General features: G+C 38.5%; 18 protein-coding genes and 3 riboswitches. Of the genes, 16 read left to right on the top strand and 2 right to left on the bottom strand.

From position 1 onward, the window contains the following. The first annotated feature begins 66 nt into the window (after window positions 1-66). A complete protein-coding gene (locus BGM26_RS14290; protein ID WP_217040451.1) occupies window positions 67-960 on the top strand; it encodes a DMT family transporter in 894 nt (297 codons plus the stop codon). A 165-nt stretch (window positions 961-1,125) separates the two neighbouring features. Here the strand turns inward: BGM26_RS14290 and BGM26_RS14285 are convergent, their stop codons facing one another. After that, on the bottom strand, window positions 1,126-1,794 hold the full coding sequence (locus tag BGM26_RS14285; protein WP_217040450.1) for a B3/B4 domain-containing protein: 669 nt from the start codon (window positions 1,792-1,794) through the stop codon (window positions 1,126-1,128). A gap of 109 nt (window positions 1,795-1,903) precedes the next feature. Here BGM26_RS14285 and queG point away from each other — a divergent pair, with 109 nt between their 5' ends. From queG to yhbH, 6 genes are all read left to right on the top strand, one after another. Beyond that, entirely contained in the window at window positions 1,904-3,034 is a 1,131-nt protein-coding gene (queG, locus tag BGM26_RS14280) for a tRNA epoxyqueuosine(34) reductase QueG (RefSeq protein ID WP_217040449.1), read from the top strand. Window positions 3,035-3,116: 82 nt separating this feature from the next. Beyond that, entirely contained in the window at window positions 3,117-3,992 is an 876-nt protein-coding gene (locus BGM26_RS14275) for an amidase domain-containing protein (RefSeq protein ID WP_217040448.1), read from the top strand. A gap of 92 nt (window positions 3,993-4,084) precedes the next feature. Continuing rightward, window positions 4,085-4,240 (top strand): hypothetical protein, encoded by a 156-nt coding sequence (locus BGM26_RS14270; protein WP_217040447.1) that lies wholly within the window; start codon window positions 4,085-4,087, stop codon window positions 4,238-4,240. Window positions 4,241-4,251: 11 nt separating this feature from the next. After that, window positions 4,252-4,725 carry a tRNA (uridine(34)/cytosine(34)/5-carboxymethylaminomethyluridine(34)-2'-O)-methyltransferase TrmL gene (trmL, locus tag BGM26_RS14265; RefSeq protein ID WP_217040446.1) on the top strand — a complete coding sequence of 158 codons (474 nt, stop codon included), beginning with the start codon at window positions 4,252-4,254 and terminating at the stop codon, window positions 4,723-4,725. A 676-nt stretch (window positions 4,726-5,401) separates the two neighbouring features. Further along, entirely contained in the window at window positions 5,402-7,297 is a 1,896-nt protein-coding gene (locus BGM26_RS14260) for a PrkA family serine protein kinase (RefSeq protein ID WP_217040445.1), read from the top strand. Window positions 7,298-7,846: 549 nt separating this feature from the next. Beyond that, window positions 7,847-9,016: a sporulation protein YhbH gene (gene yhbH, locus BGM26_RS14255; protein WP_217040444.1), complete on the top strand. Its 1,170-nt coding sequence runs from the start codon at window positions 7,847-7,849 to the stop codon at window positions 9,014-9,016. Window positions 9,017-9,290: 274 nt separating this feature from the next. Here yhbH and BGM26_RS14250 read toward each other — a convergent pair whose 3' ends face one another. Further along, window positions 9,291-10,718: an amino acid permease gene (locus BGM26_RS14250; protein ID WP_217040443.1), complete on the bottom strand. Its 1,428-nt coding sequence runs from the start codon at window positions 10,716-10,718 to the stop codon at window positions 9,291-9,293. A gap of 134 nt (window positions 10,719-10,852) precedes the next feature. Continuing rightward, window positions 10,853-11,031, bottom strand: a riboswitch (Lysine riboswitch). A gap of 499 nt (window positions 11,032-11,530) precedes the next feature. Between BGM26_RS14250 and BGM26_RS14245 the strand changes: the two genes are divergently transcribed. The 9 genes from BGM26_RS14245 (at window position 11,531) to BGM26_RS14210 (ending at window position 21,051) form a co-directional block, all read left to right on the top strand. Then, the gene (locus BGM26_RS14245; RefSeq protein ID WP_217040442.1) at window positions 11,531-12,499 is read left to right on the top strand and encodes an MBL fold metallo-hydrolase; all 969 of its coding nucleotides are present in this window, start codon (window positions 11,531-11,533) and stop codon (window positions 12,497-12,499) included. Continuing rightward, a complete protein-coding gene (locus tag BGM26_RS14240; RefSeq protein WP_217040441.1) occupies window positions 12,493-13,482 on the top strand; it encodes an ornithine cyclodeaminase family protein in 990 nt (329 codons plus the stop codon). The genes BGM26_RS14245 and BGM26_RS14240 overlap by 7 nt, the downstream gene beginning before the upstream one ends. Before the next feature lie 412 nt (window positions 13,483-13,894). After that, window positions 13,895-14,077 carry a YolD-like family protein gene (locus BGM26_RS14235; protein WP_217040440.1) on the top strand — a complete coding sequence of 61 codons (183 nt, stop codon included), beginning with the start codon at window positions 13,895-13,897 and terminating at the stop codon, window positions 14,075-14,077. A 449-nt stretch (window positions 14,078-14,526) separates the two neighbouring features. After that, window positions 14,527-15,159, top strand: coding sequence for an NUDIX hydrolase (locus BGM26_RS14230; protein ID WP_217040439.1), 633 nt, complete (start codon window positions 14,527-14,529; stop codon window positions 15,157-15,159). A gap of 154 nt (window positions 15,160-15,313) precedes the next feature. Then, window positions 15,314-15,419: riboswitch (SAM riboswitch) on the top strand. A gap of 12 nt (window positions 15,420-15,431) precedes the next feature. Next, a complete protein-coding gene (locus tag BGM26_RS21720; RefSeq protein ID WP_302053235.1) occupies window positions 15,432-15,566 on the top strand; it encodes a hypothetical protein in 135 nt (44 codons plus the stop codon). 77 nt (window positions 15,567-15,643) lie between these two features. After that, the gene (gene sfnG, locus BGM26_RS14225) at window positions 15,644-16,732 is read left to right on the top strand and encodes a dimethylsulfone monooxygenase SfnG (protein ID WP_217040438.1); all 1,089 of its coding nucleotides are present in this window, start codon (window positions 15,644-15,646) and stop codon (window positions 16,730-16,732) included. 183 nt (window positions 16,733-16,915) lie between these two features. Next, window positions 16,916-17,028, top strand: a riboswitch (SAM riboswitch). Window positions 17,029-17,185: 157 nt separating this feature from the next. Further along, the gene (locus BGM26_RS14220) at window positions 17,186-18,985 is read left to right on the top strand and encodes a PLP-dependent aspartate aminotransferase family protein (protein ID WP_217040437.1); all 1,800 of its coding nucleotides are present in this window, start codon (window positions 17,186-17,188) and stop codon (window positions 18,983-18,985) included. Window positions 18,986-19,189: 204 nt separating this feature from the next. Then, a complete protein-coding gene (locus BGM26_RS14215; RefSeq protein ID WP_217040436.1) occupies window positions 19,190-20,170 on the top strand; it encodes an aliphatic sulfonate ABC transporter substrate-binding protein in 981 nt (326 codons plus the stop codon). Window positions 20,171-20,214: 44 nt separating this feature from the next. Further along, window positions 20,215-21,051 (top strand): ABC transporter permease, encoded by an 837-nt coding sequence (locus BGM26_RS14210; RefSeq protein ID WP_217040435.1) that lies wholly within the window; start codon window positions 20,215-20,217, stop codon window positions 21,049-21,051. Window positions 21,052-21,076: the final 25 nt, after the last annotated feature.

The following is a 21,076-nucleotide window of genomic DNA, read 5'->3' as shown; positions in this document are numbered from 1 at the left end:
TTATATTTACAACAGATTAAGAATCTGCGAAATATAAGCTGTTTCGCAGATTCGAAGGAGTAGGCGATGAAATCTAACATTCAGTTTATATTATCAATGATTATTTTCGGTACAATTGGTTTAGTTGTAAGATACATTGATTTATCTTCGAGTGAAACAGCTTTACTAAGTAGTTCAATCGGATGTCTATTTTTAATGTTCGTATTTTTTGTGATGAAAAAATCCATTCCATGGAAATTAGTGAAAGCTAATGCTTCCGTTTTATTTCTTTCCGGTATTGCATTAGGAGGGAATTGGATTTTTTTGTATCAATCCTACGATCATACAACACTCACTAACGCAACATTAGCGTATTACTTTGCACCTGTGCTTGTCATGATTCTCTCACCAATTATTCTTAAGGAACAATTACCTATCAAAAAGATTGTTTGTATTGGTGTAGCGATATTAGGTATGTTATTGATTGTTGGAAATGGCATAAGTACATCTGGAAAAGGGGATCTACTTGGGATCTTTTTTGGATTAGTTGCAGCTGTATTTTACGCTGCATTAATGTTATTGAATAAATTTATTCAAAACATGGCCAAGTTAGAGATTACAATCATCCAACTTGGAACAACTGCTTTACTTCTCTTGCCATATGTGCTTTTTACGGAGGGATTCGGTATCTTGGAAGTATCAAGATCATCCATCCCCTTTATAATCCTGTTAGGAATTGTTAACACTGGTATTGGATTTTGGTTATTTTTCTCGGGTATGCAAAAGTTAAAGGGACAGAGTATTGCTATGTTAAGCTATGTAGATCCATTTGTAGCTATAATGATTTCTGGGGTAATCTTACAAGAACAAATGACTATTATTCAAATGCTCGGTGGAGCACTCCTTTTGGGCTCTACATTTGTTAGTGAAACTAAATTTATTAGATTATCAAAACAGAGCACAAAAATTTTATCGAAATAGTGATAAGAGCAGTGGGTCATTTTTCACCACTGCTCTTATTTATGTTATCTAGAATAACTAATATCTGCTTTCACTAAAGCTTTTGTTCAAGAAAATGGCCTTTTAATGGAATATCATAACAGGCGTTTTTGAAAAACTTTATTGTCATCCGACAAATAGGGGCTATTAGCACCCTATAATCTCAAACTCTCCATCGCCACCGTGTACTTGAGTAAACATATTCATGAGGGATTCTACCATTTGTTCGGCATCGTCTTTCTTCATTGATGGGCGTAAATAAATAACTTGAACAGCATTGTTCGTTTTTTCAGTTACACATGTTCTTTCAGAATCAACAAACGGACTACCAAAAGGTCCTTCGTCATCTGAGGTGATGATCAAATTATGTAGTGAGTTAGGCCTTCCGTTAAGCCCCATATATTCTTCTCCCTCATTCCCTAACCTCATAATAAGGTCCCCATTTAACTTTTCCGTATCGTAGATTCCTATAGGGATTTGATATTCTAAAGAGAAGAAATTATTGAGATCGATCGAACTGTTAACCGGCTGCAGATAGTTTTGCTTTTTTACTCTTCTGTAAAGAGCTTCAGCTGAATGGCGGTAACGATTCGGATCTTTTCCTCCAGCTTTAAAAATCTGCCTCCATTCCTTGATGCCATCTAAATCCGTAACGTTTTTGTTCTCTAAATCAAAGTAGATGGATTCCTGGAACAACTGCAAACGGCCTTTTACCATTTGTGGAGACTCGCCAACTTCGGTATTCTGATAATGGACGATTCCGATTTTAAAATTAGGGAAGAGAGCACATAATTCTGAAGAAATTTGAATTACCAACCTTTCCACCTCCAAATTTACTTGAAAATAGTTTATCATATAAAGCGATGTTTCAATAAATGTTATCGCCTTTCATTATATATATTTAAACCTAGAGAGGAGGGATATGATGAATACTGCCCAATTAAAACAAGACATCATTGATTACTGTAAAACGATTGGGATTGATAAAATCGGATTTACAACAGCAAATACATTTGATGAATTGAAAAATAGACTCATTAGACAGCAGGAGCTAGCGTATCAATCGGGGTTTGAAGAACCAGATATTGAAAAAAGGGTGAACCCAGCCTTACTATTGAACGAACCACGCTCTATCCTTTCAATTGCGGTAGCCTATCCTTCAAAAATGAAGATAAGAGTTGTAAGCAAAAGAGGCGAGCGTAGAGGGATCTTCTGCCGTGCATCATGGGGAACAGATTATCATCTCGTTTTGAGGGACAGGCTTCAAAAACTAGAAAAATATATTCAATCAAAGGTCCCCGAAGCCAAATGTAAATCAATGGTAGATACTGGCGAATTGGTTGATAGAGCAGTAGCAGAACGAGCGGGAATTGGCTGGAGCGGGAAAAACTGTGCGATTATCACTCCTGAGTTTGGTTCCTACGTATATTTGGGGGAGATGATCACCAATATCCCTTTTGAACCTGATCAACCAATGGAAGAGCGTTGTGGTACATGCAATAAATGTGTGGATGCCTGTCCGACCGGAGCCCTCGTTCAAGGGGGGCAACTGAACGCCCAGCGTTGTATTGCCTTCCTCACACAAACGAAGGGATTTCTTGCTGAGCCATTTCGTGAAAAGCTAGGCAATCGAATTTATGGCTGTGATACATGTCAAACAGTTTGTCCAGAAAATAAAGGGAAGGATTATCATTTCCATGAAGAATTAGAAGCAGACCCCGAAATTGCAAAGCCTCTTTTAAAACCACTTCTTCACATGAGTAACCGGGAATTTAGAGAAAAGTTTGGGCGCATCTCAGGGTCTTGGAGAGGGAAAAAGCCAATCCAACGAAACGCCATCATTGCCTTAGCACATTATAAAGATGAAACGGCAGTAGATGATTTAATAAAGGTCATGACGGTTGATCCACGGCCAGTTATCCGCGGAACAGCTGCATGGGCACTTGGGAAAATTGGGGGCGAAGCTTCTCAACAAGCTTTGGAAAAAGCGCAGCAAAAAGAAGAAGACGAGGAAGTACTAACTGAAATAAATAGAGGTTTAAGCTATATAAATTAAAATGAGGGGAAATTTCCCCTCATTTTTTGATTTTAAAATCAAACACCTTTCATATGTATATATTGGAAAGGAGTGTTAATTTGTGAGAGACCAGCTTCAAGCGCTTTTAGAAAAGAGAGTCCAGCAATGTGTTTCGCATACTAGGAGCACAGTTCACACTTGCCCAAAAATTGAGAAGAAAAAAGAAAGTTTGGCTAAGCGTTCCGGGGAGATCGTAAAAGCAGTAGCAGTTGGAAAAATCACTACACAAAGAGCTGAAAAAGAAGAAATTAGCTCAGTGGAATATAATGTGCACTTCAAATACTTAATTAAACAAAAAGGCGTTCTCTTTATAGAAGAGGAAATTGAGGAAAGGGAGGCGGAGTTTTATAAAGGGGTATTAGTTGATGACCAGGAAAAGAATCCGTATGAAACAAGTACTCAGGATGCAGGGCAGATAGTCAGGGAAGAAGAATCAAGAGAAAGAATTGCCTATCAGTACGACCGCCTAAAGGCTGTTCAATATGCAGAGAGATGGTGGAATAGTTATAACCCTAATTATAAAAAATTTGAAGTGGATTGCACGAATTATATTTCCCAATGTCTTCACGCAGGTGGAGGCCCAATGAGAGGCTATCCAAACCGTGGGCAAGGATGGTGGATGAGAAGTAATAATTGGAGCTATAGCTGGTCGGTTGCAAACTCGTTAAGAAGTCATTTGCCAGTTTCCAATATTGGCCTCAGAGCAAAAAAAGTCTCCAGTCCCAATCAATTACAGGTAGGTGATGTGATCTGCTATGATTTTCAGGGCGATGGCCGCTTTGACCATACGACGATTGTGACAGCAAAGGACGCCGATGGGATGCCGCTTGTTAATGCTCATACAACGAACAGCAGGATGCGATACTGGGCATATGAAGATTCCACAGCTTACACGCCGAATATTAAATATCAATTTTTAACGATTGTGCATGATTGATGTCTATCTTGTCAGCCTTCGTCTCAGTGGTATAATAACACATATCGTTTAACTTTATTCAGCAGAAGTCTCTTAACGATATAAGTGGCGAGATGAATGCAAAAAGATATCCAATTAAATGGGGGTTCAAATTCCGGCTGAATAAAGTTAAGCCTCCGGCAGATGCCTCAGATTTTTTAAAGGAATTTATCGATCAAGCTAAGGTAAAAATCTGGGCGCAAATACGCCAAGGCGAATTTGATTTTTGAGGTGAAGAAACGTGGCAATACATGTTGTTTTATATCAACCAGAGATTCCATCAAATACGGGAAATATCGCCCGTACATGTGCGGCAACTGATACAACCCTGCATCTAATTCGTCCGCTCGGCTTTTCAACGGATGATAAGATGTTAAAACGTGCAGGATTAGACTATTGGGAATTTGTTAATGTTGTTTATTACGATTCCTTGGATGAATTTTATGAGAAAAATGCCGGAGGGGAATTTTTTTATTTAACAAAGTTTGGTGTTAAACCGCATTCTTCCTTTGACTATCGTGAAAAGGAAAAGGATTACTACTTCATATTTGGGAAAGAAACGACCGGTCTGCCAAAGGACGTGATTGAAACTAACAAGGAGCGTGCATTGCGGATTCCAATGACTGAAAATGTCCGCTCCTTAAATCTTTCTAATACTGCAGCGATTCTTATTTATGAAGCATTGCGCCAGCAAGATTATTTACATTTGAATTAATAAAAGCGTAAGGCGGGCGCCTTACGCTTTTATTAATTAGGATTTTTTCGAATATATTGTTGCTTTTAGCCTACAAAGTTTGCCCGCAGGATACTGATTTTCATCCTTGAATTTGCCCACGCACGAAGAAAATGCAATAGCATTTTCGAGGAGTCAAGTGCCCTCCGCTCCAATCAACTCAGATTATTAAATAAGAATCACATTTAATAAGCACCAAACTTTACGAAAACATCCATTAATTATTTAGTTACTCCCGGCTTATCTTCGTAACCAGATGTGAAAATAGCTGCTAAGAATGCGATCATAACTCCGATAACAATTACTGTACCCATGTATGTAATCCTCCTTCATAAAGTAAGTCTAAAATTAACACAAGTATATAAGGTTATTATAGCCCATTAATCTGAAACTGTGAATGAAAAGTATGGCGATTTTTATACACTTACGGCCTAGCTATTTTTTGAAAGCGAATTAGACTTGAACGATTAGCTCTCAATTGGATATAGAATTATTACTCGTATTCGGTAAAACTTATTTAAGAACGAGCAATACAATCCGTAATGAACTTGTCCGTTATATTATACCCAATAAAACTGACCTCTGATTTGCATGTTCAATTGCTTGCGCGCATAGAGTATATTAATCGTGTCAGATCACGCGACAGGGGGAGGTTCTTATGGATATTCTAAAAAAAATTGAGATGTATCGACATGAAGAGGAAAAGCTTAAATGGGAAGGGACTTTTGGAGAGTATTTAGAAATTATAAAAGAAAAGCCATGGGTTGCCCAATCAGCCCATTCCCGGGTATACAATATGATAAAAGATGCAGGTGTAGAAGAGGTAAAAGGGCAAAAACGATATCAGTTTTTTAGCAATCAATTGTTTGGTCTTGAGGAGCCGCTTGAAAAGCTTGTGGAAGAATATTTTCATCCCGCTGCAAAAAGGCTGGATGTTCGCAAAAGAATCCTTTTATTAATGGGGCCAGTCAGCGGTGGGAAATCAACGCTAGTAACGATGTTGAAAAGAGGTTTGGAAGCTTATTCGCATAGTGATGGAGGAGCGGTTTATGCGATCAAGGGCTGTCCGATGCATGAGGACCCTCTTCATTTAATCCCCCATCACCTTCGAAAGGACTTTCTTGACGAATATGGAATTAGGATTGAAGGAAATTTATCGCCATTGAATATGATGCGTCTCGAGCAGGAATATGAAGGCCGAATTGAGGATGTATTGGTAGAGAGAATTCTTTTTTCTGAAGATCGCAGAATAGGGATAGGAACATTTAGTCCTTCAGATCCGAAATCTCAAGATATTGCTGATTTAACAGGCAGTATCGATTTTTCAACAATAGCGGAATACGGATCTGAATCCGATCCGCGCGCATATCGCTTTGATGGTGAACTGAACAAGGCGAACCGGGGCATGATGGAGTTTCAAGAAATGCTTAAATGTGATGAAAAGTTTCTGTGGCATCTTTTATCCTTGACTCAAGAAGGGAATTTCAAGGCAGGCCGGTTTGCATTAATTTCCGCTGATGAATTAATTGTCGCCCATACGAATGAAACTGAATACCGTTCTTTTATCTCCAATAAGAAAAATGAAGCACTGCATTCCCGGATTATTGTCATGCCCATTCCGTATAATTTAAAGGTCACTCAAGAAGAAAAGATTTATGACAAAATGATTCGCGAAAGCGATGTTTACGATGTTCATATTGCCCCTCATACATTGAAGGTGGCAGCTATGTTTACGATTTTAACCCGTCTAAAGGATCCGAAAAAGGGCGATATCGATTTAGTGAAAAAAATGCGTCTATACGATGGGGAAAGTGTTGAAGGCTATAATAGGGCAGATGTGGAAGAATTGAAGAAGGAGTATGCAGATGAAGGTATGAGCGGAATTGATCCGCGTTATGTCATTAATCGAATTTCTTCAACGATTATTCGAAAAGAGATCACATCCATCAATGCGCTTGATGTTTTGCGATCCTTGAAGGAAGGATTGGATCAGCATCCTTCGATTACGGCGGAGCTCAAGGAGCGTTATTTGAACTATATTTCGCTTGCCCGTAAGGAATATGATGAAATTGCTAAAAAAGAAGTCCAAAAAGCATTTGTATACTCATATGAAGAGTCTGCAAAAACATTGATGGAAAATTACCTCGATAATGTAGAAGCATATTGTAATAAGGCTAAACTCCGTGATCTTCTGACTGGTGAGGAAATTAATCCAGATGAAAAACTTATGCGTTCCATTGAAGAGCAAATAGGAATCTCGGAAAATGCGAAAAAAGCATTCCGTGAAGAAATCCTGATTCGAATTTCTGCCTATGCACGGAAAGGAAAACGCTTTGATTATAATTCACATGATCGGCTTCGTGAAGCGATCCAAAAGAAATTATTTGCTGATTTAAAAGATGTTGTTAAAATTACGACATCCTCGAAAACACCTGATGAACAGCAGCTTAAGAAAGTGAATGAAGTCGTTGCCCGTTTAATTGATGAACATGGATACAACTCGACCTCCGCTAATGAATTATTGCGGTATGTTGGAAGCTTATTGAATCGATAGAAGAACAGCATAGAAAACCTAAAAAAAGCCGACAAGATAACTAAAGAAGGACTGACATCCCATGTCAGTCCTTTTAGTGATTTTCAATGTCTATCGTAGATTCCACATGGATGTCCATTTTTATTTGCCAATGCCTTATTGAACAATTTATTTGTAAATTATTTAGAGTTCTTGCATAGGATAAAGTAATAAACTCTTCTTGGTGTTAAGTTGTCCAAGAAGTTTGATGAATTTGGAAAATCTTGTTGTAAAACGAACGATTTGAAGAATTACAAGATTTTTAGATGAGTTGTCTTAAGGAAAGGCTCTTTTCGCATATATTGTTGTTATTATCCTTGAAATTCTGCCCGTTGATTCCCGCAGCGGCTCACTTGCTTTCCGCTCCAATCAACTCAGATTTTTTTATAAAAATCACATTTTTAAAACAACAAACATTACGAAAATAGCCTAAAGAAAATAACTATCTAAGTTTGACACTCCTCGATATCGTATGTTGATCGGTTAGAATTGGTGCACATAAATCATTTTTTATTAAAAGGAGGGCTTTAAATGACCGATGTTAATAACCATCAGTTTGTGATTTCCCAAGAAGATTGGTCCCTCCATCGCAAAGGCCATGATGACCAGCAGCGCCATCAAGAAAAAGTACAGGATGCCATACGCAATAATTTACCTGATCTAATAACAGAAGAAAGTATTGTGATGTCGAATGGGCGAGAAGTAGTAAAAATTCCAATTCGTTCACTAGACGAATATAAAATTCGTTATAACTATGATAAAAACAAACATGTGGGCCAGGGTGATGGTGAGAGCCAAATAGGCGATGTAGTAGCACGTGATGGATCAGGGGGCCAAAAGGGACCAGGAAAAGGGCAAGGTGCAGGTGACCAGCCTGGTGAGGATTACTTTGAAGCCGAAGTATCACTTATGGAAATCGAGGAGGCACTTTTTAAGCAACTGGAGCTTCCTAATTTGAAGAAAAAGGAACAGGATGAACATCGTGTTGAAAACATTGAATTTAATGATATTCGAAAAACAGGTTTAATGGGGAATATTGATAAAAAGCGGACGATGATGACAGCGTTTAAGAGAAATGCAATGACCGGAAAGCCGAGTTTCCATCCGATATTTCAGGAGGACTTAAAGTTTAAGACATGGAATGAAGTAATTAAGCCGGATTCAAAAGCAGTTGTTTTAGCTATGATGGATACGAGCGGTTCGATGGGAATATGGGAGAAGTATATGGCGAGAAGCTTCTTCTTCTGGATGACGAGGTTTTTACGAACGAAATATGAAACGGTTGAAATTGAATTCATCGCTCACCATACGGAAGCAAGAGTCGTTTCGGAGGAAGATTTCTTTTCCAAGGGAGAAAGCGGAGGAACCATTTGTTCATCTGCCTACCGGAAAGCCCTAGAGCTGATCGAGGCTAAATACAACCCACGCAAATATAATATTTACCCATTCCATTTTTCAGACGGTGACAACTTAACATCTGACAATGCCCGCTGCGTAAAGCTCGTTGAGGAGCTGATGAAAGTATCGAATATGTTTGGCTATGGTGAGGTAAACCAGTATAACCGCCACAGTACCCTCATGTCCGCTTATAAAAACATCAAAAATGAAGACTTCCGCTACTATATCCTCAAGCAAAAAGTCGACGTATTCCATGCGATGAAGAGCTTTTTTAAGAATGAAGAGAATAAGATGTATGCATAAAAAGAGAGGGAGACCTCTCTTTTCCACTTTAAACGGATAAAAAAGGCACTAGATATTGGTTCTGAGTATCAATAATTACTGGAAGCTTTTTCTCCGCTAAGTAGAAGCAAAAAAATTAGGATCTTTGATATGCAAGTCCTAATTTAAATCAAAAAAGGGACTTACTCAAGGCTTTAACACCTTGAGCGAGTCCCTTTTTTTGTTATTTATATTCAATTGATTGCTCGTAAATATGAATAAATGGATCCTACGGAAAAAAAGACCTCAACATTTATTAGGAAACCATCCTTTTAGAAATGCTTTTGGATTTTTCAGGCTGCTTTTTTAGCTGTTTGTAAAATAGTATTCCACTTGCCAGTAATAGCATACCAAAAGTAAAAGTCTTCATATCTGAAGTTCCAGCAATAATCACCCATGTTGAATACAGGGTGGAAAGAATTGCGATCGTGCCATCTATCACTTTGCTTCTAGTGCAGTCGTAAGTCTCTCCGGTAATGACCAGCTTTAACTGGAAGACGGAAGAAATAAAATATGGAATTAAATACGAAAGTGTTGCAATATAAGTAATAAATTCAAAAGCTGCTGAAATGGAATTCGAGATAGTTGAAAAAATAAATAACTGACCAAGACAATTTGTTACGATAAGCGAAAAGATAGGTAGGCCGTTTTTATTTTCTTTTAAGAACGCAGGAATAAATAATCCTTGTTTTGCTGCTTGATATGGGATTTCTGAGCTTAACATAATCCATCCGATTGTCGAGCCAAAAAGGCTAATTAAACCGATTGCGGCTAGCATTTTTCCGCCAATTGGACCTAATACTGTCTGGATGGCATCAATTAACGGTTTTTCGGAATGAATAATGGCATCTTGACTTAACATTCCCATTACAAGTGTGTTGATTGCGATGTAAATGGCCAAGGCTATAAATAAACCTAAGATTGTCGCCCGCTTAACGTAGCTTTGTTTTTTTGCTCTTGATGAAAATACGACTGCTGATTCTACTCCGATAAATGCCCAAAGAGTTGTGACTGCCGCTTTACTAATTTGGCCTAACAAGCCGATTGTTTCTCCGTTTCCATCTAATCTTGGTGCTGTGAACGGAACGATATTCGCTTTTTGGAAAGCAAAAAGGCCAACCAGTATAAACAGGAAGAAGCCGAGCACTTTAGCTGCTGTAGCAACAAGGTTTAATTTACCGGCATTTTCTAATCCTTTTAATATAATTAAATGGGTACTCCATAATAGAATCGTACAAACTAAAAATGTTAAAGCGTTCCCGATTCTTAATGTAAAGGAACCGATTGTGAACAATTCGGTCTGATTCGTTAGGATAGGGAAGAAAGTAGATAAATACCCTGCAAAAGTAGTAATAATGGCAATATTTCCCGCCATATTCCCAATCCAGTATCCCCATGAAGCCATAAAGCCAGATAAGAGCGATGCCTGCGAGCCTGATTTAAATAATTCTTTTGCATATAATTGAGGACCGCCAGATAAGTTCGGCTTTCTTAAAGCTAAATTCCCAAATACTAAAGCTGTCAAAAGAACGCCGAATCCTGTTATAGTCCAAGCAGCAATAACACCTGCCGGACTTGCTATTTCTGATAACGAACGAGGCAGCATGAAAATTCCTGAACCGACCATATTGCCGACGACAAGGGCGGTAAGGATCCATAAACCGAGTTTATTTTTATTTTCCATATTATATTCTCCTTTCTTGTTGTTTTTCATCGTTGTCTAGGAGCCGAGCTGATTCGATTGCTTCCATGTTGTCGTCTATCAAAGGCATAAAAAAAACACCGGATGACGGTGCGATATTCATAACCGCATCAGACCATTTGGATAGTTCTTCATAGTAAAAACTATGACAGTTCTGCACCTATTCGGATACAGACCCAGCTGCCATAACCAGAGAATAATGGCGCTTCGGCGACAGTCCCTTTCAAATCGTCATCGTCGAGTTCCCTGACTCTCATCCGATTTACTCATAACAATCGCAACCTCTACCTCACCTGTGCTGATGAGGAATAATTATTAAATTACATACATTAGAATACAAACTATATAAAAAGTAGTCAATGTAAATATTATCCGTTTAGAAAATATAAGGTAAAAAATGGATTATAATGGAAAATATTAAATTGGAAATTTCCTAGATTAAAAGATTTAATTTAACCTGGAAAAGATTTAATAAGCACGCTAGTTTAATTAAAAGATAACAGAAATGACAGTAAGGGCGGTACTTTTTTAGAAAAGTTAATGTCAATAATGTATGGAGTAAAATAGAACCTTTTAAAACGTAGCTGAACGCATGCATACCGTGCGAGATAGTTTGATCAAAAAATAGGATACAAAATGATTGTTCGTTTCATTCAGAACATTCGAAAAATAATGGTGAATAATGGTATAATTGGCTTCAGAACAAAATTCCATCTTGATAAAGGAGACGGGTAGAAATAAAAGAAGCAATTAGTAAATGTTTGACCTAATAAAAGAAAGGTGGCGTAAGTAACTTGCAAAAAACAAAGGATCTTGGCTTAGGTGTATCACTAATAGATTTGTTTGATCTTGGAAAAGAAAAGAGAACAGGTACATATGTCCTTCATGAAGAGGAATTAACGATTATCGAAACGAGTGCAAGTCCATCAATTCCTTATTTACTGAAAGGGTTGGAATTACTGGGGATTGATCCGAAAGATATCAAAAATATTATTGTGACCCATATTCATCTTGATCATGCAGGAGGTGTGGGATTACTTCTTGAAAGCTGTCCGAATGCACATGTGATTGTTCATCCCCGTGGAGAACGGCATCTAGCTGATCCATCCAGGCTAATCCAAGGTGCAAAGGCAGTCTATGGTTCGCAATTTGATGTGCTATTTGATCCGATTTTACCGGTACCTGAGGATCGATTAGTTGTAAAAGAAGATGGTGATACGCTACAAATTGGAGAAAACCGCACGCTTACTTTTATGGATACTCCCGGCCATGCAAAACATCATTTTTCCATTCATGATTCATTTAGCAACGGGGTATTTACTGGAGATACAATCGGTGTTTTCTATCCACAGCTATTGCCGCAGGGCGTTGAATTATACTTGCCATCCACTTCACCTAATCAATTTGACCCCGAAGCAATGCTGCAGTCACTTGAAAGGATTGAGGCACTAAAAATTGATCGAATTTATTTCGGGCACTATGGAATGTCAACAAATCCTCATCGTGTTTCTGAACAAATTAGATTTTGGCTTCCCAAATTCATGGCTACAGGTGAAAAAGTATGGCTTCAAAATTTGAATTCTACAGAGGATGAGAAAAATGATGCTTTATTTCAAGCATTGTTTGAAGAAGTTAGCAGCTACTTGACTGAAAAAAATGTTTCGTTAGAGCAAGATATTTATGAAATTATCAAACTAGATTTAACGGTAGGTTCAATGGGGGTTATAGATTATTTCAGGAGGAGGACCAGGCAAGTATGTTAATTTTAAATGAACAAACGATTCGAGAGATTTATAGAATGGATGATTGTATAGACGATGTAGAGAAAGCTTTCATGTTTGGGGTAGAAGGAAAAGTGATCGCACCGATTCGAATGTCGGTTCCCCATGAAAAAATGGATGCAGAAACATTATATATGCCATCTTATATTGAGCCGGTGGATTTTACGGCGGTTAAAGTAGTCAGTATTTTTCCAAAGAACGCTGAGCAGGGGATAAAAGTGCTTCAGAGCATTACTCTTTTAACAGAAGCGAAGACGGGCAGGCATGTGGCGATGATGGATGCGAGCTATCTGACCGTTTTAAGAACAGGTGCATCAAGCGGGGTGGCGACAAAATATTTGGCACGGAAAGACTCACGCGTTTGCGCTGTTTTAGGATGTGGAGCTCAGGCGATTGGTCAAATTCAAGCGATCATGGCCGTAAGAGACCTTGACCAGATCATCCTTTATAATCGAACCTTTGAAAAGGCTGAAAGGTTTAAGGAGGAAATTGCCGATTTATTCACGGATTGGGAAGGTGAAATAATCGTTGAACAGAATCCGGATGATGCTGTTAGGGCCGCCGATATTGTCATATGCAGTTCTAAATCATCAACGCCTCTTTTTGACGGAAATGTCATAAAACTAGGGACCCATATTAATGCAATTGGCTCTTATCAGCCGCATATGCAAGAAGTTGACGTTCAGACCCTATATAAAAGCGATAAAATCGTTGTTGACACAAGAGAGGGAGCTCTTCATGAAGCGGGAGATTTTCTTGTTCCTCTTGAAAAAGGGTTATGGAATGAAGAGTCTATCTATGGTGAAATTGGGGATATTTTGAGCGGTGAGAAAGAAGGACGGACAAATAATGACGAAATCACTTTTTATAAGTCGGTTGGGATTGGCTATTTAGACACAATGGTTGCACAAAGTGTCTATCAAAAAGCAGTCCAGCTAGGAGTCGGTGAAAAAGTAAAAATGTAAAGAAGATGTCAGCATACTTTAAACTCACTCTTCAATACTTTTATATTTTGGAGAAATAATACAAGATGATATTGGAACCGCTAGGATTTAACCAACTTAGCGGTTTTTTATTTATTTTGTTAAATTATATTTCTCTATAGCCCGTTTACTGCTTTGACAATTTTTACTTCGCTAAAGAAGAAGCTGCCTCTAAAACTCACTTTATTGAACTTTAAAGTTTAACTTGTCTTTTTTTTGAAAGGCATGAAAATTTGTTGGATAATAAAGACTTTACTTTTATTTATACAAATCTTTAACGTCATCTTCATATTATCTTAAACTACTAATTATACAATTAAATTGGTTAAAAAAATGATCAATAATCTGTAAATGGATTTTTTTAATCACATAAAATATATAGAGGAGGATATTTATGTATTTGAAAAAACTGACAGAAAATCGACTACTTACTATTGACTATTATAAAAGTGGATCGCTGCAAACGTGTAAAGGTCGCGTGTATAGCCTTAATTTAAAAGAACAAATACTTTCTTTGAAAGACGAAAAACAAAAGATTTTCTCCATCCAATTATCTGGTATTATAAATATTTATTAACCGAAATACCTAGTGAAGATCTGCTCTGTTATGCTTAAGGTGCCCCTCCTAAATTTATCATTTTATTTTTGTCCTCGTTATTTTGCTCTACCCAGTAAGTGAGAGCATTCCAATTATTAAACCACCCACTAATGAAACCACGTTTTCTTCACCGAAATTCCTCCTTAATACATCTAATTCTCTGTATATAATTTGAATTACTTGTTAAACTACCCACCATATAAATCTAAATCCCTATATTTTATCAAACAAAGAACTAAGATGTGATTATTGAAAGCACTAAGAATCACATTCGAAATGGTTAAAATGTAATGTGCGACGGGATATAACATTATTTTCCGAATCCCTTATTTATTAACTTTAAGCAGCTCTCGTATTATAATAAAATAATAGAGTTATATTAATAGTTAAAAAACTGTTTGTTTTTTTGACCTATGGGAGGTGAAAGAGTGAATATTAACGATTTAGCCAAAAAGCTTACCAACCGATCACCTAGCATATTAGACAGTGAAAAATTTTCGAAGTATGCGGTTTTACTGCCTCTTGTGCATATAAAAGGTGAAATTCACGTTTTGTTCGAAGTTCGATCATTTCAGCTTAGAAGGCAGCCGGGAGAGATTTGTTTCCCAGGGGGGAGAATTGATAAAAGTGACAAAGATGCACAACATACAGCGGTGCGTGAGACGTCGGAAGAGCTAGGAATAAGTGAGAACAGTATTACGAATATTTCCCCATTAGACTACATGATTTCTCCTTTTGGAACGATGATCTTTCCATATGTCGGCTTTATCGAAACGACGGATGAAATAAGGCCAAACCCCGCAGAAGTGGCAGAGGTTTTCACCGTACCGCTCTCCTTCTTTAAAGACATAAAACCAAAGGTATTTCAAGTTAATTTTAAGGTAGAACCTGAGAGAGATTTTCCTTTTAAGCATATCCCTGGTGGTGAAAATTATAACTGGCAGGCAAGAAAGATGGAAGAGTACTTTTTTTACTATGAGGATAAAGTGATTTGGGGTTTAACGGCCAAAATCCTTCAACATTTTATCGAAATCACTAGTGATCTTTCTTTAGAAAGCTAAGTGAAAAAAACTTGGTATCTATCGAAAAATGTTCTAAAAATGCAGGATTTTTGAAGAGTACTTTAATTAAATATTCAAAAATTTTAAAATAAGTATTGACGGGATGGTTATCGAACGTTTATGATCATCTCTAAAGAGTTATATATTGCATTTCTTCTTATCAAGAGAGGTGGAGGGACTGACCCTGCGAAGCCTCGGCAACCAGCATAACGATGCCCGGTGCCAATTTCAGAGGAGTAGTACTATTCCGAAGATGAGAAGGTGGATCGCTGTTGAATTGGTTTATTCACGCACCCCTTCTGTCTTTAAAGCAGAGGGGGTTTTTATTTTTCCAAAAAGTATATAAAAAAAGAGGTGCTGCAACACCTCTTCCTGATGAAACAGATGCTATCTTGCGAAAAGAATGAACGCACCCTGTCATCAATTAAATTTTACCATTGTCAGGGTCGTTCGTCTACTAGATGAAAAGGGGACGTTGACTAATATGGGAAATCTTCAATTTGCTTATTGGGTACCAAATGTAAGTGGAGGACTTGTCGTTTCAAAGCTGCCGCAGAGAACAGATTGGGGCTTTGAAGCTAATAAAAGATATGCTCAAATCGCAGAAGAAAATGGGTACGATTATGCTTTATTACAAACTCGTTTCTTTGCAAGCTATGGAGCTGAAAATCAATTAGAGGCGATCACTCTTGCCTCTGCCCTTGCCTCAGTAACGAAAAAATTAAAACTAATTTCTGCTGTTCATCCCGGTTTATGGCACCCAGGTGTTTATGCGAAAATGCTGGCAACACTTGATCATATTAGCGATGGGAGAGCGGCTGTCAATATTGTCAGCGGCTGGTTTAAGCAGGAATTTATCGGCTATGGGGAGCACTGGCTGGAGCATGATGAAAGATATCGACGCTCAGAAGAGTTCATCGAAGTTCTTCGGTCATTATGGACAAAAGAAACGACAACGTATAAAGGTGATTTTTACAGAATTAATGAGGCTCCTTTAAAGCCAAAGCCGGTTCAAGGTCCCAATTTGCCAATTTTTCAAGGTGGAAACTCGACAGCTGCAAAGCAAATGGCTGCAAGGGTATCTGATTATTATTTCATGAATGGAAATACACTTGAAGGATTCAAAAAACAAATTGATGAAGTAAAACAACTCGCAGATCTTGAGGGGCGCACATTGAAATTTGCGGTTAACGGCTTTGCCATTGTCAGGGATACAGAAGAAGAAGCGGTTCAGCTGCTCAGAGAAATTGTAAGTCATGCGGATATAGAAGCTGTAAAAGGCTTTAATGACGCAGTTAAACAAGCAGGTAAATCCACACAAAATAATGAGGGAATGTGGGCAAATTCAACATTTGCAGATCTCGTTCAGTATAATGATGGATTTAAGACAGGGCTAATCGGTACTGCTGAACAAGTTGCTGATCGCATTATTGAACTGAAAAAAATCGGGGTAGACCTTGTGCTAACAGGCCACTTCCATTATGAAGAGGACCTAAAACGATTTGGCGAAGAAGTTATTCCTCTTGTTAAAGAAAAGGAAAAAGCGTTAATAAAAGAGGCGATAACTGTATAAATTGTTAACAATATTGGAGCCATTACCCTGTTATTCCTACAAAATAAAAAAATGCTTCTTTAGAAAAAGGGCTCAGAAATATAATTATTTTTTGAATTTTTATTGACTTTAAAAATTAATTATTCTATAATCCTTTATGAAGTAACTGAATTAACGCATTAACACATTAATCAAATAAAATATTTCTTATCCAGAGTGACGGAGGGAACAGGCCCGATGAAGTCCGGCAACCTTCAAGTGAAAGCTTGAAAAGGTGCTAAATCCTGCAGGTAAATTAATTACCTGAAAGATAAGATGAGGACCCCCTCTTCTTATGATGAGGGGGTCTTTCTATTACTACATAATTTTATTGATTATTCGTGCCGAAAGCTCCCTGAAAAGGTAAAAACGGTCACGAACAAATCATTAAACCTAGTAATCTTATAGAAATAATTAAATTTGGAGGGCTTTAAAATGACAAATCAATTTGAAACTTATGATGATGAAACAATTCTTTTACATGGCGGTCAGTCGCCAGACCCAACTACTGGCTCAAGAGCTGTACCGATTTACCAAACGAGTTCATACGTATTTCATAATACTGATCATGCACAGAGTTTATTTTCCCTTGATGAGCCGGGAAATATTTATTCGCGAATTGGCAATCCGACTGTAGATGTACTTGAAAAACGGATCGCCTTACTGGAAGACGGAGTGGCAGCAGTTGCTACATCTTCAGGAATGGCGGCCATTGCACTTACTATCATGAATATCGCTGAGGCTGGGGATGAAATTGTTGCCGCTGATAATTTATACGGGGGCACTTACAATCTCCTTGCAGTTACTCTTCCTAAATATGGAATAAATGTGAAATTTGCTGACTCGAAAGATCCAGAGAACTTTAGAAAAGCGATTACGCCAAAAACAAAGGCAATATTCGGCGAAATCATTGGCAATCCAAGTCTTCATGTTTTAGATATTGAAGCGGTGGCAGCCATTGCCCATGAAAATGGGATTCCGCTCATTATTGATAATACGTTTGCATCCCCATACATTTGCAAACCAATTCAGTGGGGAGCTGATATCGTTGTTCACTCTGCAACAAAGTGGATTGGTGGACATGGAACGACAATTGGCGGGCTTGTCATTGATGGCGGGCGCTTTAATTGGAATAGCGAAAAGTTTCCTGGATTTACAGAGCCTGATCCGAGCTATAACGGAATTCGCTATGCCAATGACTTTGGAACACTTGCTTTTAGTACAAAACTAAGAGTGCAGCTGTTAAGAGATTTTGGTTCATGCTTAAGCCCTCACAATGCCTTTCTATTGCTGCAAGGTCTAGAAACATTGCATTTGCGCATTGAGAAGCATAATGAAAATGCCTTCAAAGTGGCTGAGTTCTTAAATAATCACCCTGCGGTTGAGTGGGTGTCATATCCTGGCTTGGAAGACCATCCGGCCCATGATTTGGCAAAAAAATATTTCGAACAAGGCTTCGGATCCATTGTCAATTTTGGCATTAAAGGAGGCAGGGATACCGGCAAAAAAGTCATCGATAAAATCGCACTCTGGTCACATGTAGCAAATGTCGGAGACGCGAAGTCACTGATTATTCATCCTGCTTCAACGACCCATCAGCAATTAAGTGCAGAAAACTTAAAGAAGGCAGGAGTAAGTGAAGAATTAATCCGCCTTTCAGTAGGGATTGAATCTGTTCGTGATTTAACCAATGATTTAGATCAAGCTTTTTTTGAAGCTTTAGGAATTTCCTCTAATGGTGAGAAAAAAGGAGATACTGCGGTAAATGATGAAGGCGTCATTCGCTGGGCTCTTCACTCTCCATTTGAACGGGAAACGGTAGGAGGAAAAGAAGTTCAAAGAGCCAAGGCGATTGCAGTTGTAGGCTTAAGCGGAAACCCTGCCCGCCCAAGCTACAGACTGGCAAGGAAAATGCAACGCCTCGGATATAAGATAGTTCCTGTCAATCCAAGGGAAACAGAGGTTTTGGGGGAAGAGGCTTACCCAGATTTAACGTCAATTCCATTTAAAATAGACATTGTGCAAGTATTCCGCAGTCCTGAAGCAGCTGTTGGAGTGGCAGAGGAAGCAGCAGTTATTCAGCCAAAAGTGTTCTGGCTGCAGGAAGGCGTCATTTCTCCAAATGCTGTTAAAGTGGCAAAGGAAGCAGGCATTGAGGTCGTGCAGAACAGATGCACATATAAGGAAGCACAGCGGTTACGGGGTACAATTGTTACGTTTGCTTGTGAAATATAAAATTTAAATTTATTCAGTAGAAGTCTCTCATTTCTATAAGTGGTGAGATGAATGCAAAAGGGTATCCAATTCAGTGGGGGGGCAAACCCCGGCTGAGTAAAGTTAAGCCTTCAGCGAGCCTTTAAAGGAATTTATCGAGCAGGCTAAGATAAAAATCTGGGCGCAAATACGCCAAGGCGAATTTGATAAGGAGGGATGATTCCAATGAAAAAGTGGCTTGGGTTTTTAACTGCAGTATTATTACTCATCGGTGTCGTTGGATGTTCCAGCAGTACAGGTGCGGAGGAAGGGAAGCCAGAAAAAATTGTCCTTGACTATGCATTTTATTCTCCGACCAGCCTTGTTTTAAAGAAATTTGGCTGGGCAGAGGAAGCCTTTGAAAAAGAGGGAATAAAAGTTGAATTTGTCCTTAGCCAGGGTAGCAACAAGGCCCTTGAATTTCTAAATAGCAGCAGTGTTGATTTTGGTTCTACTGCTGGAGCGGCGGCGTTAATTGCTAAATCAAAAGGTTCTCCAATTGAATCGGTATACATTTTCTCTAAGCCGGAATGGACAGCGCTTGTCACGAATGAAGATTCTTCCATCCAATCGGTTAAGGATTTAAAAGGAAAAAAGGTTGCCGCAACGATCGGAACGGATCCTTATATTTTTTTACTAAGAGCATTGGATGAGGCAGGACTATCTGCTGCAGATGTTGAGGTAGTGAACCTTCAGCATGCTGATGGAGGAAGTGCATTGACAACGGGTCAAGTGGATGCCTGGGCCGGCTTGGATCCGCATATGGCAAGGTTAGAACTGGAAGCTGATACAAAAATATTTTACCGAAATCCAGAATTCAATACGTATGGCACGTTAAATGTACGAACTGAATTTGCTAAAAAATACCCTGATCAAGTAAAAAAAGTCATCGAGGTTTATGAAAAGGCGAGAACGTGGGTACTTGATAATCCAGAAGAAGCCGCTAAAATTCTTGCAAAGGAAGCCCAGATCAGCCTTGAAGTGGCTAAAAAAGAATTAGAAAGAAACGATTTCTCAAGTCCAATTCCAGGTGATGTTCAGAAACAAGCATTAAATTCGGCGGGAAGCGTATTGCAAAAAGGTGACATTATTCAAAATGATGTAGAAGTTGAATCGTTAGTTAATGATTTGATCAATCCGGAATTTGCAAAAGCAGTTATTAAATAACGAGTGGCTGCCCTAAGCAGCCACTTTCGAAAGGAAGAATGGGAATGAGTGTGAAAACGAATGCAGTCTCATCACAAATTCCAGCTAAATCAAGAAAGAGCATTCAATTAAACGGAAAAGTGAAAACAGCGGCTTTAGGTTGGATTGTCCCAATTGTTCTAATTGTCATCTGGGAATATTTAAGTAAGGCAGGTGTATTTCCTCAGCACCTGCTGCCTGCCCCGACCTCCGTTTTTAATAAGATTGTCAATATGGCGGTTGAAGGAACATTATGGGGACATCTTGGGATTACACTTTACAGGTTATTTTTCGGATTTGTTATCGGTGTGGCAGCAGCAGTAATCGCGGGCGCGGCAGTTGGGTATTTGAAAAAAGCTGAAAGTTTATTTGATCCGCTCATTCAAGCATTCAGATCGATTCCTTCACTTGCTTGGGTGCCGTTATTTATCTTATGGATGGGAATAGGAGAGCCATCGAAGGTTGTTTTGATTGCTGTTGGTGTTTTCTTTCCAGTTTATCTAAACATTGTTTCCGGCATTCAAGGAGTGGATCGCAAATTAATCGAAGTTGGAAAAATTTATAAATTAAATTCCTTACAGCTCATTCGAAAAATTATTCTGCCTGCTTCCCTTCCTTCTTTTTTAGTTGGTCTTCGAAGTGGTCTTGGGCTCGGATGGATGTTCGTCGTAGCTGCTGAACTGATGGGAGCAAGCAAGGGAATCGGCTATTTGCTTGTTTACGGCCAAAATCTTTCTTCACCTGATTTAATCATATCAAGTATTGTGCTATTTGCTATTTTAGGAAAAATAACCGATTCACTCTTGAAAAATTTAGAGTCAAAAGCGCTGCATTGGCAAGATACTGTGGAGAAAAAAGTCTAAAGAAACTTCCATTAGCGGGATGGTC

Source organism: Bacillus sp. FJAT-29790 (assembly GCF_019039215.1).
Taxonomy (GTDB): domain Bacteria; phylum Bacillota; class Bacilli; order Bacillales; family Cytobacillaceae; genus Cytobacillus.
This window is presented reverse-complemented; position numbering and strand designations above follow the sequence as displayed.